The following is an 18,432-nucleotide window of genomic DNA, read 5'->3' as shown; positions in this document are numbered from 1 at the left end:
TTTTAGGGCCGGCAAGCGCCGGCCGGCTCAGGCCGGCTTGCTGATACCCAAACGCTCCATCCGCGAACGCAACGTGGTTGACGGCACACCGAGGATTTTGGCGGCGCCCTGGTTGCCGGCGATGCGCCAGGAGGTGGCTTCCAGCGCTTTCAGAATGTGCTGGCGTTCGGCTTCGTCCAGCGTCACGATCGGCGCTGAGCTCGTCGCCCCGACCGGCGCGGTGGCGTGCACGCATTCGACGTTGGCCAGTTGCGAGCCGTTGGTCAGGATCACCGCGCGTTCGATGATGTGCTGCAATTCGCGGATATTGCCGGGCCAGATGTAGCTTTGCATGTCGGACATCAGCCGATCCGGAATCGCGGTGATCTTCTTGCCGAATTTGGCGGCGTATTTGTTGATGAAATGCCGCACCAGATGCGGGATGTCTTCCTTGCGTTCGCGTAGCGGCGGCAAATGAATCGGAAACACGTTCATCCGGTAATACAAGTCGGCGCGGAACCGGCCTTCTTGAGAGAACTGGGCCAGATCGCGGTGGGTCGCGGCGATGACCCGCACGTCGCATTTCAGGGTTTGAGTGCCGCCGACCCGTTCGTATTCGCCCTCCTGCAATACCCGCAGCAGTTTGGCCTGCATTTCCAGCGGCAGTTCGCCGATTTCGTCGAGAAACAGCGTACCGCCGTTGGCCAGCTCGAACCGGCCCAGTTTGCGGTTGATCGCGCCGGTGAAGGCGCCCTTTTCGTGACCGAACAATTCGCTTTCCGCCAGGTTTTCCGGAATCGTGGCGCAGTTCAATTTGACCAGCGTCTTGTCCTTGCGCCCACTCAGATTATGGATTGCCCGGGCAATCAACTCCTTGCCGGTACCGGTTTCGCCGGTGATCAAAACCGTCGCGTCGGTCGCCGCCACCTGCTTGACCAGGGCCATGGCCTGACGCAGGCCGGCCGAGTTGCCGATCAATTCCTCGCCGTCGCGGCTGGCCAGGACTTCCTCCTGCAGGTAGGAGTTGATGCCGCGCAGGGTATGGCACTCGGCTTCCGCCTGCTCCCGCGCCTTGCGTTCGTTGATGTCGCGCAGAATCAGGATGTAGAGCTGCTGCCCGGAGGCTTCGACCCGCGATATCGTGGCTTCGATCGGGAATTCGCTATCGTCGCCGCGGCGGGCGGTCATGCCCTCGGAAATCCAGATCGCCTGTTTGGCCGGCACGCCAGCCCGAAAGTTGGTCACGGTCTTGTACAACTCCGGCGACAGGAAGCGATCCACCGAACGGCCGATGTTGTCGCCGGCCTTGCAGCGGAACATCTGCTCGGCGGCGGCATTGAACATGGTAATCCGCCCTTCCTGGTCCAAGGCCAGAATCGCGTCCATCGCGTTTTCGAAGATACGCGACAGGCGTTGCTCCTTTTCCTGCAGCTCGGATTTGAGCTTTTGCAAGGTCAGATGGGTTTGTACCCGGGCGATGACTTCCTCGTACTGAAACGGCTTGGTGATGTAATCGACCGCGCCGACGTGAAAGCCCTGCACCTTATTCGCGGTATCGGCCAGCGCCGTCATGAACAGTACCGGAATCTCGCGCGTGGCCGGATGGCTTTTCAATGTGGCGCAAGTGGTGAAACCGTCTACACCCGGCATCAGCACGTCCAGCAACACCAAATCCGGCTGCCGGCTTTTCGCCAATTCCAGCGCGGTTTCGCCGGTTTCGGCGCGCAGCACGTCGAAACCGGCATCGTTCAATAAAAACGCCAGCTCTTCCAGGTTCACCGGGTTGTCGTCCACCATCAAGATGGTGGGTTTGGCGTCGGACCGGGCGGGGTTTGTCATACGCTGTGCTCAGCCAGGAAGGTTTGAATTTCAGGCTCCAGACGCCGCATCGCCACGTGCAGCAACGGCAAATCGGTTTCGGCATCGTCGAATGCGGCTTCCAGGCCGCTGCTTTCCAGGCGCTGGGCGATCTGACCGAATTCGAAAGCACCGATGCTGTTGGCCGAACCTTTCAGAGTATGCGCCGACAGGCGCAAGGCTTCGCCATCGCGGCGTTTGATCGCCTGGGCGGCGTCTTCCAACAATCCCGACGACTGTTCCAGAAACAGCGACATCATTCTGCCCAGCAATTGGCCGCGGCCCCGTACCCGGTTCAACGCCTCCTGCCATTCCAGCGCCGGCGGTTCGGCCGCCGCCCCGCCATCCTGCGTACCAAGCTGTTCCGCTGCCATGTTCCAACACTCCACAGTTGCCAATAATTCCTGTTCCTGCACCGGCTTGGCGATGTAATCGTCCATCCCGGCGGCCAGACAACGTTCCCGGTCGCCCTTCAGGGCATGAGCGGTCATCGCCACGATGCGCTGGCGTTTGCCGGTTTGCGCTTCGGCGGCCCGGATCGCCTGGGTGGCCTGAAAACCGTCCATCACCGGCATTTGCACGTCCATCAGGATCAAATCGAATTGGTCCTGCTGCAAAATATCCAGCACTTCCTGGCCGTTATTGGCAACCTGGACGCTGTGGCCACGTTCTTCCAACAAGGCCACGGCCATGAATTGGTTCACCGGATTGTCTTCCGCCAACAAAATTTTCAGCAAGCGCGGCGGCTGGGCCAACATTACAGGCTGGTTGCCGGTTTGCCGTGAATCCGCCTTGCCCAGCGCGGATTGGATCGCATGCCACAATTCGGAGTGTTTGACCGGCTTGCGCACGTACAAATTGATACCCAAATCGCGGCAGCGTTCGGAATCGTCGGGACGGTCGGCCGAGGACAGCATCATGATCGTCACCGGCTCCAGCCGCGGGTCTTCCCGGATCGTTTTCGCGACCATGAAGCCGTCCATGATCGGCATCATCGCATCGAGCAGGATCAGGGAATAGGTGCCGCCGGTTTCGGCCATGCGCTGCAAGGCCTCGATCGCTGCTTCGCCGCTGTCGACCGTGGTCGGCGCCATGCCCCAATGGTGCAGGATTTCCTCGAACACCCGCAAATTGATGTTATTGTCGTCGACGATCAACACCGGCAGGCCTTTGACGTCGATCAGGGCCGGCGCCGCGGCGTCGGCTTCGCTGCCGGTATAACGCTCGAACCAGGCGCTGAAATAAAAGGTGCTGCCTTTGTGTTCCTCGCTTTCCAGCCATAACTGGCCGCCCATCAATTCGACCAGCCGCGACGAGATCGATAGCCCGAGTCCGGTACCGCCGAATTTGCGGGTCGAGGAGGCGTCGATTTGAGCGAAGGCCTCGAAGATTAATTGTTGTTTGTCCTGCGGAATGCCGATGCCGGTGTCCTGCACCGCAAAATGCAGCCGCACCCGATCGTCGTTGACCGCCTCGGGTTTCACCTGCAATACGATCTCGCCGTGCTGGGTGAATTTGATCGCATTACCGACCAGATTGATGATGACCTGATTCAAACGGCCGATATCGCCCATCAGATCGTCCGGGGTTTCCGGGTCGATACGCAGCATCAGTTCCAGGCCTTTTTCGTGGGAATGGCCGCCCAGCAGCTTCAAGGTGTCGCCCAGACTCTCGCGTAATTTGAACGGTGCGTGGTCCAGTTCCAGCTTGCGGGCGTCGATCTTGGAAAAATCCAGAATGTCGTTGACGATGCGCAACAAGGCGTCGGCCGAACTATTGGCCATCCCTAAAAACTCGCGCTGTTGCGGCGTCAATTCGGTACGCAAGGCCAAACCGATCATGCCCATGATGCCGTTCATTGGCGTGCGAATCTCGTGGCTCATGTTCGCCAAAAACTCGGTCTTGGCCCCGGCCGCCTGCAACGCCGCATCGCGGGCCGATACCAAGGCCAGCCGCATTTTTTCCAGATGCTCGGTCAAGGCCAGCACTTCGCTGATCTTGGTGCCGGAGCTGAATTGGCGGGCGTGGTTGCCGGCGGCGATCTGTTCGGCTTCGTCGCGCAATCGCTCCAACGGGCTGACCAAACGGCGGCCGAACAAACCGACCACCAGCAGCGACAGGCCCAAATAAATCGCGACAAAATAGGCGCTACGCTGGTAGATGACAACGACGTCCTGGCGTACCTGGCGTTCGTCGTAACCCAGCCGCAGCATCACCAGCGATCCGTCGCTAGGATTGGCGACCGGCACGGCCAGAAAATAAATATCGTCGCCGTGTTCGCCGAAAAAAAAGTCTTCCTGGAATTGTTGTTTGGCGTTGAGTTCGACATCGGCGTGCAATTCACCGTTTTCGCTGACGATGTCGGCATAGGCCAGGCGGCCGTTCAGCAAAAACTCGCCCAACAATTCCTGCAGCTCCCGGCTTTTGGCGCCGCCCAGGCGCGGGGCAATCAAATTCCCGAACAACAGCGCGTCCGACCGGACGAAATTAACGAATTGCTCTTCGACGCTGGGTTTGATCACCCGATAAATGCCGAACAACAATACCGGCACCAGCAACAGGTGAATGCCGACCACCGCCAAAATCATCCGCCCGTTGAAACTGTGAAAAAACCGCATCATTCCGCTGCTCCTTGCCATAACACGTTTACCGCTTTGATACCTTGATTGGCCCGCACCTGGTCTTCCCACAAATAGGTCACGGTGCCGGGATGCTGTTGCAATGCCGCCAGCAAATCTTTCAGATCGCTATAGCTCTCCGGCCGCTTGCCGCCCAAGCGAAACACGACCGAGATCGTCTGGTTTTCATAGGCGTTGGCCGACATGAATGCGACTTTTTGCAGAAATACTTCGTAAATCAGCGGATCGCTGGTATTGAGCAGCGGCACCGGCCGTTCGCCGTCTTTTTCCAGCGGCACCCCGAGAAACAGTTTCCTGGCTTCCTGCACAGTCAGCACCGGAATCGTCGAGGCCGACCCGGTCACCAGCACCAAGGATTGTCGGGTAACCGCCTTCAGGCTTTGCACACCGAGCAGAATGACCAGTCCGAACAGGTACAATCCCCGACACAGTTTCATGGGAATACCGCGCTCCACTGAAACATCACCACGCCGAAATGGTCGTCGCGCAAATGGTCGCGCGAGGCCTCGACCTTCAACGCCATGTTGTTATTGACTTTGTAGCGTACGGCGCCCATGAAACGGTCGTCGACGAATTTGGGGAACATCGCCAGATAGGGATCGCGGTTGGCGCCGAACGTCCCTTCGACCCGGCCGACCAGGGTCCAGCTCGGTAAAACGTCCCATTCGACCTGACCGTAGGCGCTGAGAAAGTCGTCGTTCTTGGCGCCGCCGTGCGGGTTTTCCAGCCGGTTATTGACATAGACCAGTTCGCTGAGCAGTTTGACCGACTCGATCTGATGATTGGCGTAGGCGGTGGCGACGTATTGGGTGACGTTGTTGACCGCCAATTCGTCGGAATGGATCTGGTTGTAAGCGCCGGAGATGCCGTACTCGTCGACGCCGAAACTGACCGGTTGATAACCGAGCCGGAACGAAGCGGCCGGCCGGTGCGAGCCGGCCGGCTCGACCAGATTGAAGGCTTCCAGGCCACGGTTGATTTGCGGGCCGGCGCCGGCGCCGATCGTGTAATAAACCCCGCCTTCGCCGAGCTGGTGCACGCCTTCCCACAGAAAACCGGTCAGATGGTAGGGAATCACGCCGCCGGCGGTTTCGAAGGCCATGATGCCGGGCCGGCTGATCGTGGTCTGCAAAAACGCGCCGTGGTGAAATTGCATGTTCCAATAACCGATCGGGTTATGAAACCGCCCCAGCCACAGGCTGGATTCGTCTCCGAGGTGCAGGCCGAGTTGAAATCGTTCCAGGTTGTGGGTTTTGCTGCTGATCAGCCATTCGCCCAGAAAACGGAAACGCTGGTAATCGGCGGTGTAAAACACGTTGATCGCGGGGATCACGTCGCCGGTACTGAGCTTCTTTTGCGGCTCCTGGTCGTAGCGGACGATGCCGGTCAGATCCGGAAACAGCAGCAGATCGCCCGGCAACAGGCTGGAATCGGAACTCGAGGGATGGCCGGCGTGACCGGCGTGGCCGAGGCCGGCCGCTTGCAACGAACCGCCAGCGGCGGCCAAGCCGCAAATAGCCGCAGCCAGCATTCGCAGGTTACGGGAAAAGTTCACTAAACGGTTCGGTCGCCGCATGTTGGGGAGTCTCTGCCGAAAGCAGCCTGGCTCGATTGCTATTGGTTGAAAGTACAAGTCCGGGTAAAAATTTAGCGGAATGTATCACATTTCCAAACATTGTTAACGCGATTTCGTAATCGCCGCCGCCAGATACTGCCATCCCGCGGCTAAGCGAGAATATTTACGAAATGTCGTATCCGCTACGAATATTAGTAACGACTTTCGCCATTCCCACTCGGCGCCGACCCCGAAACATCCCCATCAAAAATCAATAAAACTTATTAAGTTCAAATACTTAAAAAAACACAGCCCGCGACTGGGTTATTTGGCCCGAGATTTGCGCCAAGTGAAATAGTTCTCTTATCCGACAGCGATAAAAGTTGTTAAATCCTATTCAACCGAACCGGAGCCGATTGCCATGACCAGATCACGCCATCCTCATTTTTGCGACAGATGCGGTGACCCGCTATCCCAACACGAACAAAGACTGTTCAACGGCGACGAAGCTTTGTGCGGATTCTGCGAGCAAATGCGCTGCGAGGCTTTGGAAATCTACCAGCAAAATTTGGCGCGAAAAGCCGAGACGCCGCGCCTGCGGCCTGTCCGAAACGCTTACTTGTAAGCCACCGGCAAACCACCCGCACCACCAGGAGCCTGCAAATGAATCATTCCAAACTATTGGCAACTTGCCTGCACGAATTGAAACGCTGCGCCATCAGCCTGCTGTTCATAATCGTCGGTTTGTTTCTGGCTACGGCCAATGCGCCGGCGGCGGAACCCACCGAGTCAATCTATGCAGCACCATCAACAACCTTAAAGCCCCCATCGAATTTTGTTTAGTCAGCGGTAACAGCAACCTCCAGTCGGACGAACGCTAACCAGCGTCCGTCCGGTTTTTTTTGCAAGCTCCCGGTTTGACTGCGTCGATGCACGCGGTAAGCTGAAAGCCACGGGGTTGGCGTCCGGTCAAGAATGTATCCCTCGTTGCGCATCCGAAGGCGATCGCCGCCATCCCCACCCGAAAACACGCCGCGACTTGACTACGCCAAGTTGCAAGGTAACTTTCCTTCGGTGGTGCTCGTGCTGATTCGGTTTAGGTTGGAGATAGCTAAAACGGACACATTAGCGCCACTGATTTTGCAAAAACAAGCCCGCGCCGGGCAACGCCGCGTTTACAACGGAATGAAAACGAAAGCCAACACATCGTTGCGGTAAGCGTCCGCGGTTTTGAATTCCCGATACCCCTTTCCGGCCGCAACTCCCAATACATAATTCGCCCCCTCGTGGCGCAACAGCGACGAGCTGGTCTGGCCGTTTTTCAGTGCAAAGTGGACGTCGTCCAGCAGCAAGCGCTCGCCGATGCGGTAGTGGTTGTGGTTGGCAAGCCCCAGAATTCGCCCTTGGCGATCGGTAAAAACCGCAAAACTGTTTTTCAGCGGCGCGCCGCCGGCTTCCTGCGGCAGGATTTCCCGCAGCATCGCGCTGAATTGCGGCTCGCTGTCGAATACGATGCCGATTCCGCCGACCACCCGGCCGTTATCGGTCGGATCGGTCACCGCGGCGTTGTATATATAAGTGTGGCGACCTTGATAGAAGCGGGTCGGCCCGAAACCGGAGACCCCGTAATGCTGACTGTCCACGCGGCCCATGACGCTCCGGTAGCCGGTGGCCTCTTCGACCTTGCTACCGATCAGCGATGTTTGCGTGGCGTCCGATACCGCGACGATCTCGCCGTGGGCGTCGTACAGATACAGATTGGTATAGACCGTGTAGAGCGCATTGATATAAGCCAGAATTTCGCACATTTGCCGCTTCTCGGCGGCACTAATTTCGGCTTTCGCCAGATTGCGGCGGAAAGCCGAAGTCAAGGCCCACCAACGGCAATCGTTGGCCCGCTCATACAGATTGCGGTCCATGATGTTGACCGCCAGCGACGCCAGGAAACCGGCGTTGTTCAGGTGCGACGACATCACCGTCACTTCCTGCAAGCTATTCACCGACGCCGCGAAAATCCCGGCGATGTCGGTACCGACTTGCTTGATCGCTTCCAGCACCGGCATGAATTCGGCCGCGTTCTGTCGGGCGGAAGCGATTTTCCCGTTCAACACCAGCAACCCCAAATCGGCGTTGATATCGACCGAAGCCTGACGGATTTCCTTTAACTCCTGCGGAAAGCTGTCCGATTGACCAATAATCTCGCTATAGTCGGCACCGCCGCACCCGCCCGTCTCGCGGCCGAAGGCAACATCCAGCCGCGTCATCATTTGCCCGCGCCAGCCCAAACCGCAATAACCCTGATAACCGTTACCGGGCAGGCTATTGACGATGTAGTCGTGACCCTGGAAATTGATCAGGCCGATCGCGTCGTCGCTATGGAAGCGGGTATCCACCGGCAACAACTGTTCGTTACTGCTGGCAATCACCCGCCGCTCGGTGTCGAGGATGGCGATGATGCCCCGGTCGCCCGCCGCCAACAGATCGGCGAAGATACCGCGCATCTCGTCCTCGAACCGAAAACACAGACACAGTACGCCCAGTACCCGCGAATTTTTTTGGTCGGTTTCGGTGATCTTGCAGGAATAGATCAGCGAGCGGCGGCGGTCGGCTTGCAGCGCACTGTAACGGAAGGTTTCCAGATAAGGGCTATCACTGCGTAACGTCTCCGCCACCAGCGGATCAGTATCCTCGATCCGGTTATCGGCGTCCAAATGCGCTCTGAGCCGACCTTGCGCATCGAATATGGCGATTTCGTCGTAGACGCTGTATTTTTTTACGTATTCGCGCAGCCGGTTTTCGATGAAACCGACCTGTTCCGGCTCCGGCTCGGCCTGAGCCAAAAACACCCGAATGTCGTCGTCGGTGGCCAGAAAGCCGACATCGGCGGTGCGCTCGAACAGGTTGCGCACCAGCAGATCGATCGCCACCTGGGCTTTCGAGGCATTGTCCAACACCAGTTTCTGCAAGTTTTCCACCAGCAGATTACGCGTCAGCTTGCGCTGCAATTCGCCGAATTTGTTCTGGGTGCGCGCCATGTCGTCCAGAATAGTCGGCGCGACATTGTGGCTGTTGATTTTGCCGATCAGTGTAATTTTTCCCCACCAATTGTTCAGTTGCGCCAGACGGGTTTCGAAATTTCTGACGTCGACCATTGCATTCAACAGTTTGGGCGTGTGTTTCTCGATCAGTGCATTCATTGTGGTTCAATCCCTGCAAGGTTACCGGTTACGGAACGGCAGCCGCGAATTTGCCGCGTCCTCGGCGGAGTTTGGGAGCAGGATTTGTACCACTACCAATGTCAGCGGCTTTTGTGAAATGCATCTCACCCCCACCCAACAATGCACCAGACCGACGCATCACGCACCAACAATGACGCCGCTGCTTTGCCCAAAATTAGGCCCAAAGCACTATAACCGAGCAGAAAAGCGGGGATCGGATGTGATTTGGCGGCGCCAATGCCCGACTTTTGGGGCAGGTACGAAATGTGCTTGTCACCTAGCTGGTTTAATCACCGAACACCTGCATGGCAGCCGACTCCGAACCCGCTTCCGCTGTGGTCGAATTTTCGCCGCACCTCAGCCCGAAATTGCGCGCACTGATCCAAGACCGCGAGCGTATGCTCGGCATGTTGATGAGCAATTTGCAGGGCATCGTCTATTGCTGCCTGCTGGACGCCGACTGGACCATGGTCTTCGTCAGCGAAGGCTGCCGGGCGCTGACCGGCTACGCGCCGAGTGATTTGCTGTTCAACAAACGCATTTCCTATGAGGAATTGACGCTGGCGGAAGACCGGCGCTGGGTGCGCCAGCTGATCGAAACCTCCGCCCGGACCCGGAAAAAGTTCGACCTGGAATACCGTATCGTCCATGCCAACGGCAGCATCCGCTGGGTTCAGGAAAGCGGATTTCCGCTGTTCAACGAGCACGGCGAGCTGGTCGCTTTGGAAGGCTTCATTCAGGACGTGACGGCGCGCAAACACAGCGAGCAAGCGGCCCGCGACGCCGAAGCCCGTTACCGTTCGATTTTCGAAAACGCCATCGAAGGGATTTACCAGACCACGCCGAGCGGCCAGTACCTGGATTTCAACCCGGCCCTGGCCCGCATCTACGGTTACGACTCGATCCAGGATTTACGCAACAGCATTTCCGACATTCAACGCCAGCTCTATGTGGACCCGGAAAAACGCGCCGAGTATATCGACATCATGCAGGCCCACGGCGAAGTGCGTCACTTCGAAGCCCAGGTCTACCGCAAAAACGGCGACATCATCTGGATTACCGAGAACGCCCGCGAAGTGCGCGACCGCGACGGCCGCCTGCTGTTTTACGAAGGCACGGTGGAAGACATCTCGGAACGCAAATATTACGAGCAGCAAATCGAATACCAAGCCACCCACGACACGCTGACCGGGCTGCCCAACCGCACGGTGTTATCCGACCGGCTGCAGCAAGCCATCAATTTCGCCGCCCGCTACGGCAATATTCTGGCGGTGGCCTTCGTCGACCTGGACCAGTTCAAATTCATCAACGACAGCATGGGCCACCATGTCGGCGATTCGCTGCTGGTGGTGATGGCGGAACGGCTGTCGCAGTGCGTGCGCGACTCGGACACGGTGGTCAGGCTGGGCGGCGACGAATTCGTACTGCTGCTGTGCAGCCTGCAAAAGATCGAAGACATCAGTCACAGCATGCAGCGAATCCTGGCTGCGGTGGCGGCGCCCTGCACCATCGACGGCCTGGAGTTTGTGGTCTCCTGCAGCATCGGTATCGGCGTCTATCCCGGCGACGGCCACGACGCGGCCACGCTGCTGAAACATGCCGACTCGGCGATGTACAAAGCCAAACAACTCGGCCGCAATAATTTCCAGTTTTACACCCGCGAGTTGAACCAGGTTTTGACCGAACGGATGGCGATAGAGTACCGGCTGCGCCATGCCATCGAAAATGCCGAGTTTTTGCTCTACTACCAACCCAAAATCGAATTGGCCAGCGGCCGGATTTGCGGGGCGGAAGCCTTAATCCGCTGGCAACCGCCCGACGCGCCGCTGGTGTCGCCGTTGAGTTTTATCACGATCGCCGAGGAAACCGGCCAAATCGAACAAATCGGCCGTTGGGTGCTGCATCAAGCCTGTCTGGCCGCCAACCGCTTCCAGCACATCCTGGGCGGGCCGTTGCCGGTCGCGGTCAACGTCTCGCCGCGCCAATTCCGCCAGCGCGATTTGATCGGCACCATCGCCGAGACCCTGGCAGCCACCCAAGTTGCCGCCCACACCCTGGAACTGGAAATCACCGAATCCTGCCTAGTCCACGACACCCCGCAATTCATCAAAACCCTGCACGGTTTGAAAGCGCTGGGTTTGACTTTGGCCATCGACGATTTCGGCACCGGCTACTCCAGCATGGCCTACCTGAAGGACTTTCCGGTAGACCGCTTGAAAATCGACAAGGCTTTCGTCGGCAATCTGGAACAGGAATCCACCGACGCCGCGATTCTGAAAGCCATCATCGCGCTAGGGCACAGCCTGGGCCTCAAAGTAGTGGCCGAAGGCGTCGAAACCGCCCAGCAATCGGCATACCTACTGGAAAACGCCTGCGACGAAGCCCAGGGTTATTGGTTCGGCCAACCGCTGCCGGAAGCCGAATTTTGCGCCTTGCTGGCCGGCCGGATTGAAGCCGGCTCATGTTCGCAACGCCGGACCTAAAATCCTATCGGCGCCGCCTGCCGGGTTTAACGCCGAACCATTGCCCTGATATTTAGCCGGCTCTGCGGTTGCGCTGCCAATCGCAATAGTTTCACTCACGACCAGCGACGTTGCTGCCTCGCGTCCAGCATTGATCAAATTGTCACCGAGCGCTTTGCAAATTGCTGATCGCCAATTTGCGATGCCGCCAACTTAGGCTATTGCAAAACAATTCTAGATTGCTGGATGATCGGCCGTAGCCGTGCGAACATGCTCGCACTGGGCGAAAGCCTTTTGCGGCACGCGCCCGGCAATGGCCTGATGACGGTCAAACCGGAAGGCTGCTATTGCTATTTGGAGCTTGATAAAAGCTGAAACCTTTGTTTGGCGAGTGTGCCGTAAATAGCGGGTTACCAAGCCCATGACGACCCGAGTCAACAGACATTTTTACTCTAACATTGGAGAGGTGGTATTTATGAAATCGATCGTTATGATGCTAGGCCTGAGTTTCTTGGCCACGGCAAACCATGCTCAGGCCACCGTTCAATCCTGGACGCCGTTCAGCGTTGTGGAGACCACCACCGATGAATGGATAGTCCGATCCGGGCTTGATGATGTGGTGGTTCATCCATTTGACCGTCAGGTTGATGATCATTTCGCCCAAGCCGGAGCATATCCGGGTCTATACGCCAAAGGCCGCGCCGATTTCGGCCAAACCGGCGCCTATGCCATCGCTACTGCTCAGCCGGGCAACCACGGCGCCTATGCCGAAACATCCTGGAGCGATGCATTCACCGTGTCGGGAGGCACCGGTAGCGGCCTTCTCGATGTAAAAGTCAAAGTCGACGGCCATTTTTCCGGCGCCGAGACCAATGTTGTCTATTACCTGTTCGTCAGCGATACGCCGATCACGCGCGGAGAGGAAGCTGGCTCCGGATTATTAGGATTCCGAGATGATGGCGCTGGCAGCAATCCGGACGGCAGCACCGATGTATTACGCGGCTTCGGGGCGGGAGCGGTTTCCTTGGCTCGACTGACGCCGGAAGAATTGGCCTGGGTCGAGGCCAATCCGTTGGTCAACGGCAGTAATATTTATTCCGCAAAAATCCCGTTCACCTATGACGTGCCACTCTACATCGCCAGTTATCTCGGTGTGGAAGCGCTGGGCGATGGTGTCGCCGATTTTTACGGCACCGCCTATTTCGGTATCAGCGCGCCGGATGGCCGCACGCTCGCCAGCGCGTCGGGAACCGCATATCAATCGGCTGCCGCCGTCGTGCCCGTTCCTGGCGCCGTTTGGTTGTTTGGCTCGGCCATTCTTGGCATGGTTACAATCCGCAGCCGCATCGAATCAAGAGGGATTTAAGCTGCATGATGGAACTCGTCCCATCGTAATAAAGGTGGGGCTTTTGTCGGCGTCCGGAGCGTCGGCTGAACTGAGCTGAAACTCTCCCGCTCCGCGGTGTCTGCAGCGTAAGCCCCGCCCCTCTGGGCTTACATCCTGCCCACTACGATTTTGATTGGGATGATGCTGTGCCGGTTTCATCGACACAATTTTGTAACGGGCGGCAGTTACTTGTTCGCCCATTTTTCTCGACCGGCAACTCCCACCCGACTTGATCGCTGTGATGCAGAGCGCCTCTGAAACGCTGGATATTCCAATTTTTGAAAATACTTCATCACATAGGGAAAGCGATAACTCCACTAACAATGGACAAAACTCGACACTACATTTGCCGGGTTCGTCCAGAAAATAACTGCCTGTTTTCACCAACCGGACCTGTAACAGGCCGTTTGGAATGTGGCCGGCGGCGATTAATCACTAACCGCCGCGACCAAGCAGAGTAGCCGCTAAGCCCTCTGGCGAACGGCAAACTCGCCTTGCTCCAGTTCGGAATAAAGTCGGTAGCCGATTTGGTAATCCTCGTCCCACAGCGGATTTTGCAGAATGTGGTCGACATCCAGCATATACGGTGTGCGCAAACCGCGGTGTTCGCAAGGTTCTGCCACTTGGCGCATGTCAAAACCCTGTTTTTTCACGGCATAAGCCAAGGCCGGCGCCACCAGTATGAACCAATGTTTAATGCCATTTTCCGCCGAGTAGTCGACCGCAGCGCGGTACAGGCCCCACATGATGCTGCGGCTTTGCTGGCGTAAGGTGTTGAGGTACTTGACGTTGCTGGCCGGATCGGCGTCGACGGCGGTTTGGGAGCGGGGAGCGAAGCGTCGGGCTTCGCGCAGTACGCAAAGGCGGGAAATTTCGATAGAGTCGCGATGATGGGCATCGGCCAGCGGCTGGTCCTGTTCGTATTTTTCCGCGAACGGAAAGGTTTGCCCCTGCGGACTGACTACGCGCAATGCACCCAGCCATTGGCCGGTGAAACGGTGGCGGACGATGAAATGCACCGCATGCTGGTCCCAATCGTCGAATTCCAATTGCTGCGGAAACAGTTCCTTATCCTCGTATCCGAGTTCGTCACAGTAAACTTGATACCTGAGGTGGTAGTGGATTCGCTTGCTTTCCGGCGTATCAGCTAAAAAAACCTCAAAACAGTTGTCGAAAGAATGCTTTTCAGAAATCAAGGTGAAACTCCATAACAAAATTAATCAAATCCCTTATGTTCAGGCGCTGGTACCACGCGTCTCTGTCTTGACCGCAAAGCGGCTTTCGCATGCGCCGTGTCGGGGAATAATGTTTTCCATTCAGCTATTTGCGTGTAGTTCTGCCGATAAATCGCGATAGCGGTTTGTAAACTACAGGCCTAAGATTAAAGAAATCCTGCAATTTTGATTAAGGAAAGATTAAGAAACGGTATTCTCCAAGCAAAAAAGCCCGTCAGGAGCAGGAGATTTACTAGAGCCGCAGGCCTTGTCCGACCTGGGTTTGCGGCGAATTGCCGGAATCAGTCCGCTTCCGGCGGTATGGATGAGGCAAACGGACTCGACCAGTAAGCCCGGTGCAAACTGAAATAGCGGTTGAGGCCGGCCGGCAGGCGCCGGTGGCAGGAACGGCCGATTTTATAGCCCGACCATTTCAACAAGGTTCTGACAAACGCAGACGGCAGCATTGCCGGAGCGTGTCGCAGTAAATAGCGGATTTCCGACACGACGAAACGCCTGCCCTCGCCGGCAGCGCCGCCGAAAGTCCGCTGCAACCAAGGCACCAGGTTATGGAACACGCCGATATCGAAATAGCGGCGGAATTCGTCGGCAAAGCCGTAATCATGGGAATGAAACACCCTGGCGTCGGCGCAATATTTTATTTTCCAGCCGCACAGCAACATCTTCCCGGCCGCGAAGGTATCTTCGTTCATCACCGTATGCCTTGGAAAACCGCCGGCTTGCACCAGCGCGCTACGGCGGTAGCCGGCAAAAGAATTGGAGATAAATACGGTCTTGATGCCGAAGCGGTCGCGGTCGGCCAGACCGCGCAACTGACTGTGCTCGGGATAATTGAACAGCCGGGCGTGAGCGCCGATCGGGCCGGCGCCGACGTGCGGCAATTGCCGGCCGTAGGCGGCACCTACTTCCGGATTCTCGAACGCCGCCAGCAAATTGGCCAGAGCCTCCGGATCGGCCAGCAAGGCATCCTGGGTCAGAAACAGCAAAATCTCGGCATCCGCCAGATAGTCAACCCCAAATTGGCGGGTACCACCGTGATTGAAGTCCTGGCGGGCAATGATTTTCACTTCAAATCCGGCCGCCCGCGCCAGTTCGACGGTCGCGTCGCCGGACGAAGAATCGATCAGCAACAGATAGTCCGGCTTGCGGCTTTGCCCGGCCAGCGCCCGCAACCATTCCGGCCACATCTTGCCGGCATTCAGCGTCGGCACGATCAGTCCCACTTTGCTCATTTGCGCTGCTCCGCCAAACCGGCAACCGGACCGAGTTCGGCCGGTTCGGTCAACGCCCGCCAGACCCGGTCGCCCAGCGACACGGCATCCAGCGCTTGTTCGGCATGGCGCCGCGCGGATTGCGACATTTGCCGCCAGCCGTCGGCGTCGGTCTCTTGCGCCGCCCGCAATACCTGGCAAACGGCAGTGTGGTCGCGTGCGAACACCCAGCCGGCGCCGATCTGCGGCAGATGATCCCAGGCCAAACCCTTGGCAACCAGCGCCGGCCGGCCGCAGGCCAGGGCTTCGGCGACGACATTGCCGAAATTCTCGCGCATGCCGCCGGCCTGCTCCAATCCGGACGGCAACACCAGAAAATGACTTTGCGCCAGCAATGCCTTGACTTGGTCGGCCGACAGATAGCCTCTGTACTCGATCGCACCGTCGGCTGCGGCGACCAGTTGCAAAAACTCGTCGAAATAGGCACCGTCGACGCTACGGCCGGCTACGACTAAGCGGTCATCGCTACGCCGGGTTTGCAACCAGGCGCGAATGAAGCCATTGATGCCTTTCTCCTGTTGCACATGGCCCAGAAAGCATAACTGCATGCCGGGCCGGGCCGGATAATCCGCAACCTGGAACGCCCGGCTGTCGATGCCGTTCGGCACCAACAGTATCCGCCCCTGCCCGGCCAAGGCCGCGCTAACGCCGGCAGCTTCGGTATCGCTGGTGCAATGCACGGCCAGGGCCCGGCGTAAGCTCGGGAAGGTCAGCCAGCGGTAAAACAGCCATTTGTGCGGCTTGCGGCTTTTGATCAACTCGACGTGTTCCGGCATCAGACCGCCGTGCACCGCAACGATGAACGGCTTGCGCAGCAGGCGGCAAAACACCCCGGCCAAGGTCGACGGCCAGGTGGCGATGCCATGAATGTAAACCCGCGGCGCTTGCCGGCATAGATTCCAAATTGCCGGAATCGCCCCCAAACCGAAGCCCCAGCGCCGCCAGCCGTAACAGCGATAGAGCCGGACCGCGACCGTATCGCCCAATTGCACCTCTTCGGCGTGCAAGCGACCGGAAATCGACTCGTCGGACGCGACCAGCGCCATGCGGTGGCCGCCCTCGGCCCAGGCCTTAGTCAACACGCCGCAAGTCACGGCTACCCCGCCGTAGCCCTTGGCCGGCGGCACGTGCGTCGCGATTATTCCCACATCCATCCTCTTCTCCTCAAACTAAAGGCAACCGCTGTTGCGGTAAGCAAAAAATCCGCGCCAGACGCCGACCAAGCTGTAATACCAGTAAGCCAGCTTGGCGCGGTTGCCAGACAACACCGCCAGCAGCATTTTCAAAACCGGCGCCAGCAACATTTTTCTGGCGATGTAATAAGCGATGAACCAATCCCGTTGATTGGCGAATTTGCGGATATAGGCACCGATACCGGTCGAGTACATCAACATCCGGGCGTTGCCCAGACGGTAATGATCCTTGTCCGGATGGTAGATGCGGATCTCCGGCGTATAAAACGCTTTGCCACCGGCGCGCAGCAGCCGGTACAGCATTTCAAAGCCCTCGCCGCCGGCATATTTGGCGCCGATCCCGAAATCGTGGTCCAGATAAAACTGGCTGCGATCGAGCCGAGCGAGCGCGAAGAACTGGGTAAACTCCACTCCCATCATGCCCAGGCGCGAAAAATAACCGGCTTTGCGGCTGTTGACGCCGATGCTGAAGCCGCGAGTGTCGGCGTCGTAAGACGCCCCGACCAGAATCGCCAACTGCGGCCGCCGTTCGAATTCGGCGACCACCCGCTGCAACACATCGGCGGCATAGCAGCAATCGTCGTCCGGAAAGGCCACGATAGTCCCTTGCGCCAGGCCAATGCCGTAATCGCGGGCGCGGGCGTTGCCGGTGAAATCGACTTTGACGTGGACGATGCGCAGCGCCGGCCGAAACGATTCGACGATCGCGTCGATCTTGCCGTCCCGGTTCTGGTCGATGACGATCAGTTCGAAGTCTTGCAAGGTTTGCGCTTGCAACCCAGCCAAAAACTCGGCGACCTGCCAGTCCCGTCCCAAGGTCGCCAGAATCAAGGATACGGTCACGGCCGCGGCTCCGCCCATTTACCGGCTTTGGCTTGCAGATAAATCGTCGCCTCGTACCAGGTAAACATCAACGCAAACTCCAGACCGGCCGCACCGTCCAGAAAACCGCCGCGCAGCAAATAGTGGTAAGCAAACCGCGCCACGATCCGCAGCCAGGAACGCCCCAACCAGACGCTAATCCGGCCACGCGCGGTCATCAAGGCGCCGGCAGTCGGTTGCAACTCGATTTCCTGTGCGGCCTTGCCGACGTGTTTGTGCATCCAGGCCACGATCTCGCCGTGGTAAAAATAATGCTGGTAGGGAATATCGGTCACCGCCACCCGGCAGGTGTCCAGCACCGCCTCGCCATGGCCGGTGTGGTTGCGGACGAACCCTACCGTCTCCCGCCGCACCAGCCGCGGATGGTAAATCGGATAGCCCGGCGCGTGTTTCAGGCATTTGCCGCGCAAATACAGCAGCGACGGCACCATCAACACATCCATCTCGCGCGAGGTGGCCCATTCCGCGTCGAATTGCTGGTAAAACAGCGGCGGATAGATTTCGTCGGCATCGACGAACAACACCCACGGCGTCTCGATGCCGCACTGCTGCAACGCAAAATTGCGCTGCTCGGCAAAGCCCGGCCAGGGATTATGCAACACCCGACAACCGCGGCGTTCGGCGATCGCAACGGTATCGTCGCTGCTGCCGGAATCGACCAGCACGATCGGGTAGCGCTCCGGAATCGCCGCCAGACAGCGCGGCAGGTTCGCCGCTTCGTTACAGGCCAGAATCACCACGGTCAGCATAAACG

14 protein-coding genes are annotated in these 18,432 nt (G+C 58.2%); 4 read left to right on the top strand and 10 right to left on the bottom strand.

Features of this window, described 5'->3' with window-relative positions; all coding sequences use genetic code 11:
- Window positions 1-27: 27 nt before the first annotated feature.
- The 4 genes from AC0IM9_RS03660 to AC0IM9_RS03645 are packed head-to-tail and all read right to left on the bottom strand — an operon-like array spanning window position 28 to window position 6,030.
- Window positions 28-1,818 (bottom strand): sigma-54-dependent Fis family transcriptional regulator, encoded by a 1,791-nt coding sequence (locus AC0IM9_RS03660; RefSeq protein ID WP_140911117.1) that lies wholly within the window; start codon window positions 1,816-1,818, stop codon window positions 28-30.
- On the bottom strand, window positions 1,815-4,457 hold the full coding sequence (locus AC0IM9_RS03655) for a response regulator (RefSeq protein ID WP_482803096.1): 2,643 nt from the start codon (window positions 4,455-4,457) through the stop codon (window positions 1,815-1,817). Before AC0IM9_RS03655 ends, AC0IM9_RS03660 begins: the two co-directional genes overlap by 4 nt.
- A complete protein-coding gene (locus AC0IM9_RS03650) occupies window positions 4,454-4,912 on the bottom strand; it encodes a hypothetical protein (RefSeq protein WP_482803095.1) in 459 nt (152 codons plus the stop codon). The genes AC0IM9_RS03655 and AC0IM9_RS03650 overlap by 4 nt, the downstream gene beginning before the upstream one ends.
- A complete protein-coding gene (locus AC0IM9_RS03645; RefSeq protein WP_482803094.1) occupies window positions 4,909-6,030 on the bottom strand; it encodes a hypothetical protein in 1,122 nt (373 codons plus the stop codon). Before AC0IM9_RS03645 ends, AC0IM9_RS03650 begins: the two co-directional genes overlap by 4 nt.
- A 421-nt stretch (window positions 6,031-6,451) precedes the next feature.
- On the opposite strand from AC0IM9_RS03645, the gene AC0IM9_RS03640 reads away from it, so the two are divergent.
- The gene (locus AC0IM9_RS03640) at window positions 6,452-6,655 is read left to right on the top strand and encodes a hypothetical protein (RefSeq protein ID WP_482803093.1); all 204 of its coding nucleotides are present in this window, start codon (window positions 6,452-6,454) and stop codon (window positions 6,653-6,655) included.
- A 38-nt stretch (window positions 6,656-6,693) separates the two neighbouring features.
- On the top strand, window positions 6,694-6,873 hold the full coding sequence (locus AC0IM9_RS03635; protein ID WP_482803092.1) for a hypothetical protein: 180 nt from the start codon (window positions 6,694-6,696) through the stop codon (window positions 6,871-6,873).
- Between the two features lie 332 nt (window positions 6,874-7,205).
- On the opposite strand, the gene AC0IM9_RS03630 is transcribed toward AC0IM9_RS03635, so the two are convergent.
- The gene (locus tag AC0IM9_RS03630; RefSeq protein WP_482803091.1) at window positions 7,206-9,227 is read right to left on the bottom strand and encodes a cache domain-containing protein; all 2,022 of its coding nucleotides are present in this window, start codon (window positions 9,225-9,227) and stop codon (window positions 7,206-7,208) included.
- Between the two features lie 326 nt (window positions 9,228-9,553).
- Here AC0IM9_RS03630 and AC0IM9_RS03625 point away from each other — a divergent pair, with 326 nt between their 5' ends.
- A complete protein-coding gene (locus AC0IM9_RS03625) occupies window positions 9,554-11,731 on the top strand; it encodes a putative bifunctional diguanylate cyclase/phosphodiesterase (protein ID WP_482803090.1) in 2,178 nt (725 codons plus the stop codon).
- Window positions 11,732-12,131: 400 nt separating this feature from the next.
- The gene (locus tag AC0IM9_RS03620) at window positions 12,132-13,076 is read left to right on the top strand and encodes a hypothetical protein (RefSeq protein ID WP_482803089.1); all 945 of its coding nucleotides are present in this window, start codon (window positions 12,132-12,134) and stop codon (window positions 13,074-13,076) included.
- 485 nt (window positions 13,077-13,561) lie between these two features.
- Here AC0IM9_RS03620 and AC0IM9_RS03615 read toward each other — a convergent pair whose 3' ends face one another.
- The 5 genes from AC0IM9_RS03615 to AC0IM9_RS03595 form a co-directional block, all read right to left on the bottom strand.
- Window positions 13,562-14,293, bottom strand: a complete 732-nt coding sequence (locus AC0IM9_RS03615; protein WP_482803088.1) for a PEP-CTERM/exosortase system-associated acyltransferase — start codon at window positions 14,291-14,293, stop codon at window positions 13,562-13,564.
- Between the two features lie 320 nt (window positions 14,294-14,613).
- On the bottom strand, window positions 14,614-15,564 hold the full coding sequence (locus AC0IM9_RS03610) for a glycosyltransferase family 2 protein (RefSeq protein ID WP_482803087.1): 951 nt from the start codon (window positions 15,562-15,564) through the stop codon (window positions 14,614-14,616).
- On the bottom strand, window positions 15,561-16,757 hold the full coding sequence (locus AC0IM9_RS03605; protein ID WP_482803086.1) for a glycosyltransferase family 4 protein: 1,197 nt from the start codon (window positions 16,755-16,757) through the stop codon (window positions 15,561-15,563). The genes AC0IM9_RS03610 and AC0IM9_RS03605 overlap by 4 nt, the downstream gene beginning before the upstream one ends.
- A gap of 15 nt (window positions 16,758-16,772) precedes the next feature.
- Window positions 16,773-17,639, bottom strand: a complete 867-nt coding sequence (locus AC0IM9_RS03600; protein WP_482803085.1) for a glycosyltransferase family 2 protein — start codon at window positions 17,637-17,639, stop codon at window positions 16,773-16,775.
- A complete protein-coding gene (locus AC0IM9_RS03595; RefSeq protein ID WP_140911095.1) occupies window positions 17,636-18,427 on the bottom strand; it encodes a glycosyltransferase family 2 protein in 792 nt (263 codons plus the stop codon). The genes AC0IM9_RS03600 and AC0IM9_RS03595 overlap by 4 nt, the downstream gene beginning before the upstream one ends.
- Between the last annotated feature and the right edge of the window lie 5 nt (window positions 18,428-18,432).

Source organism: Methylomonas sp. Uni0011, from assembly GCF_056850255.1.
Note: the sequence above shows the minus strand (reverse complement) of the source record. Positions and strands in the feature narration are given on the sequence as shown.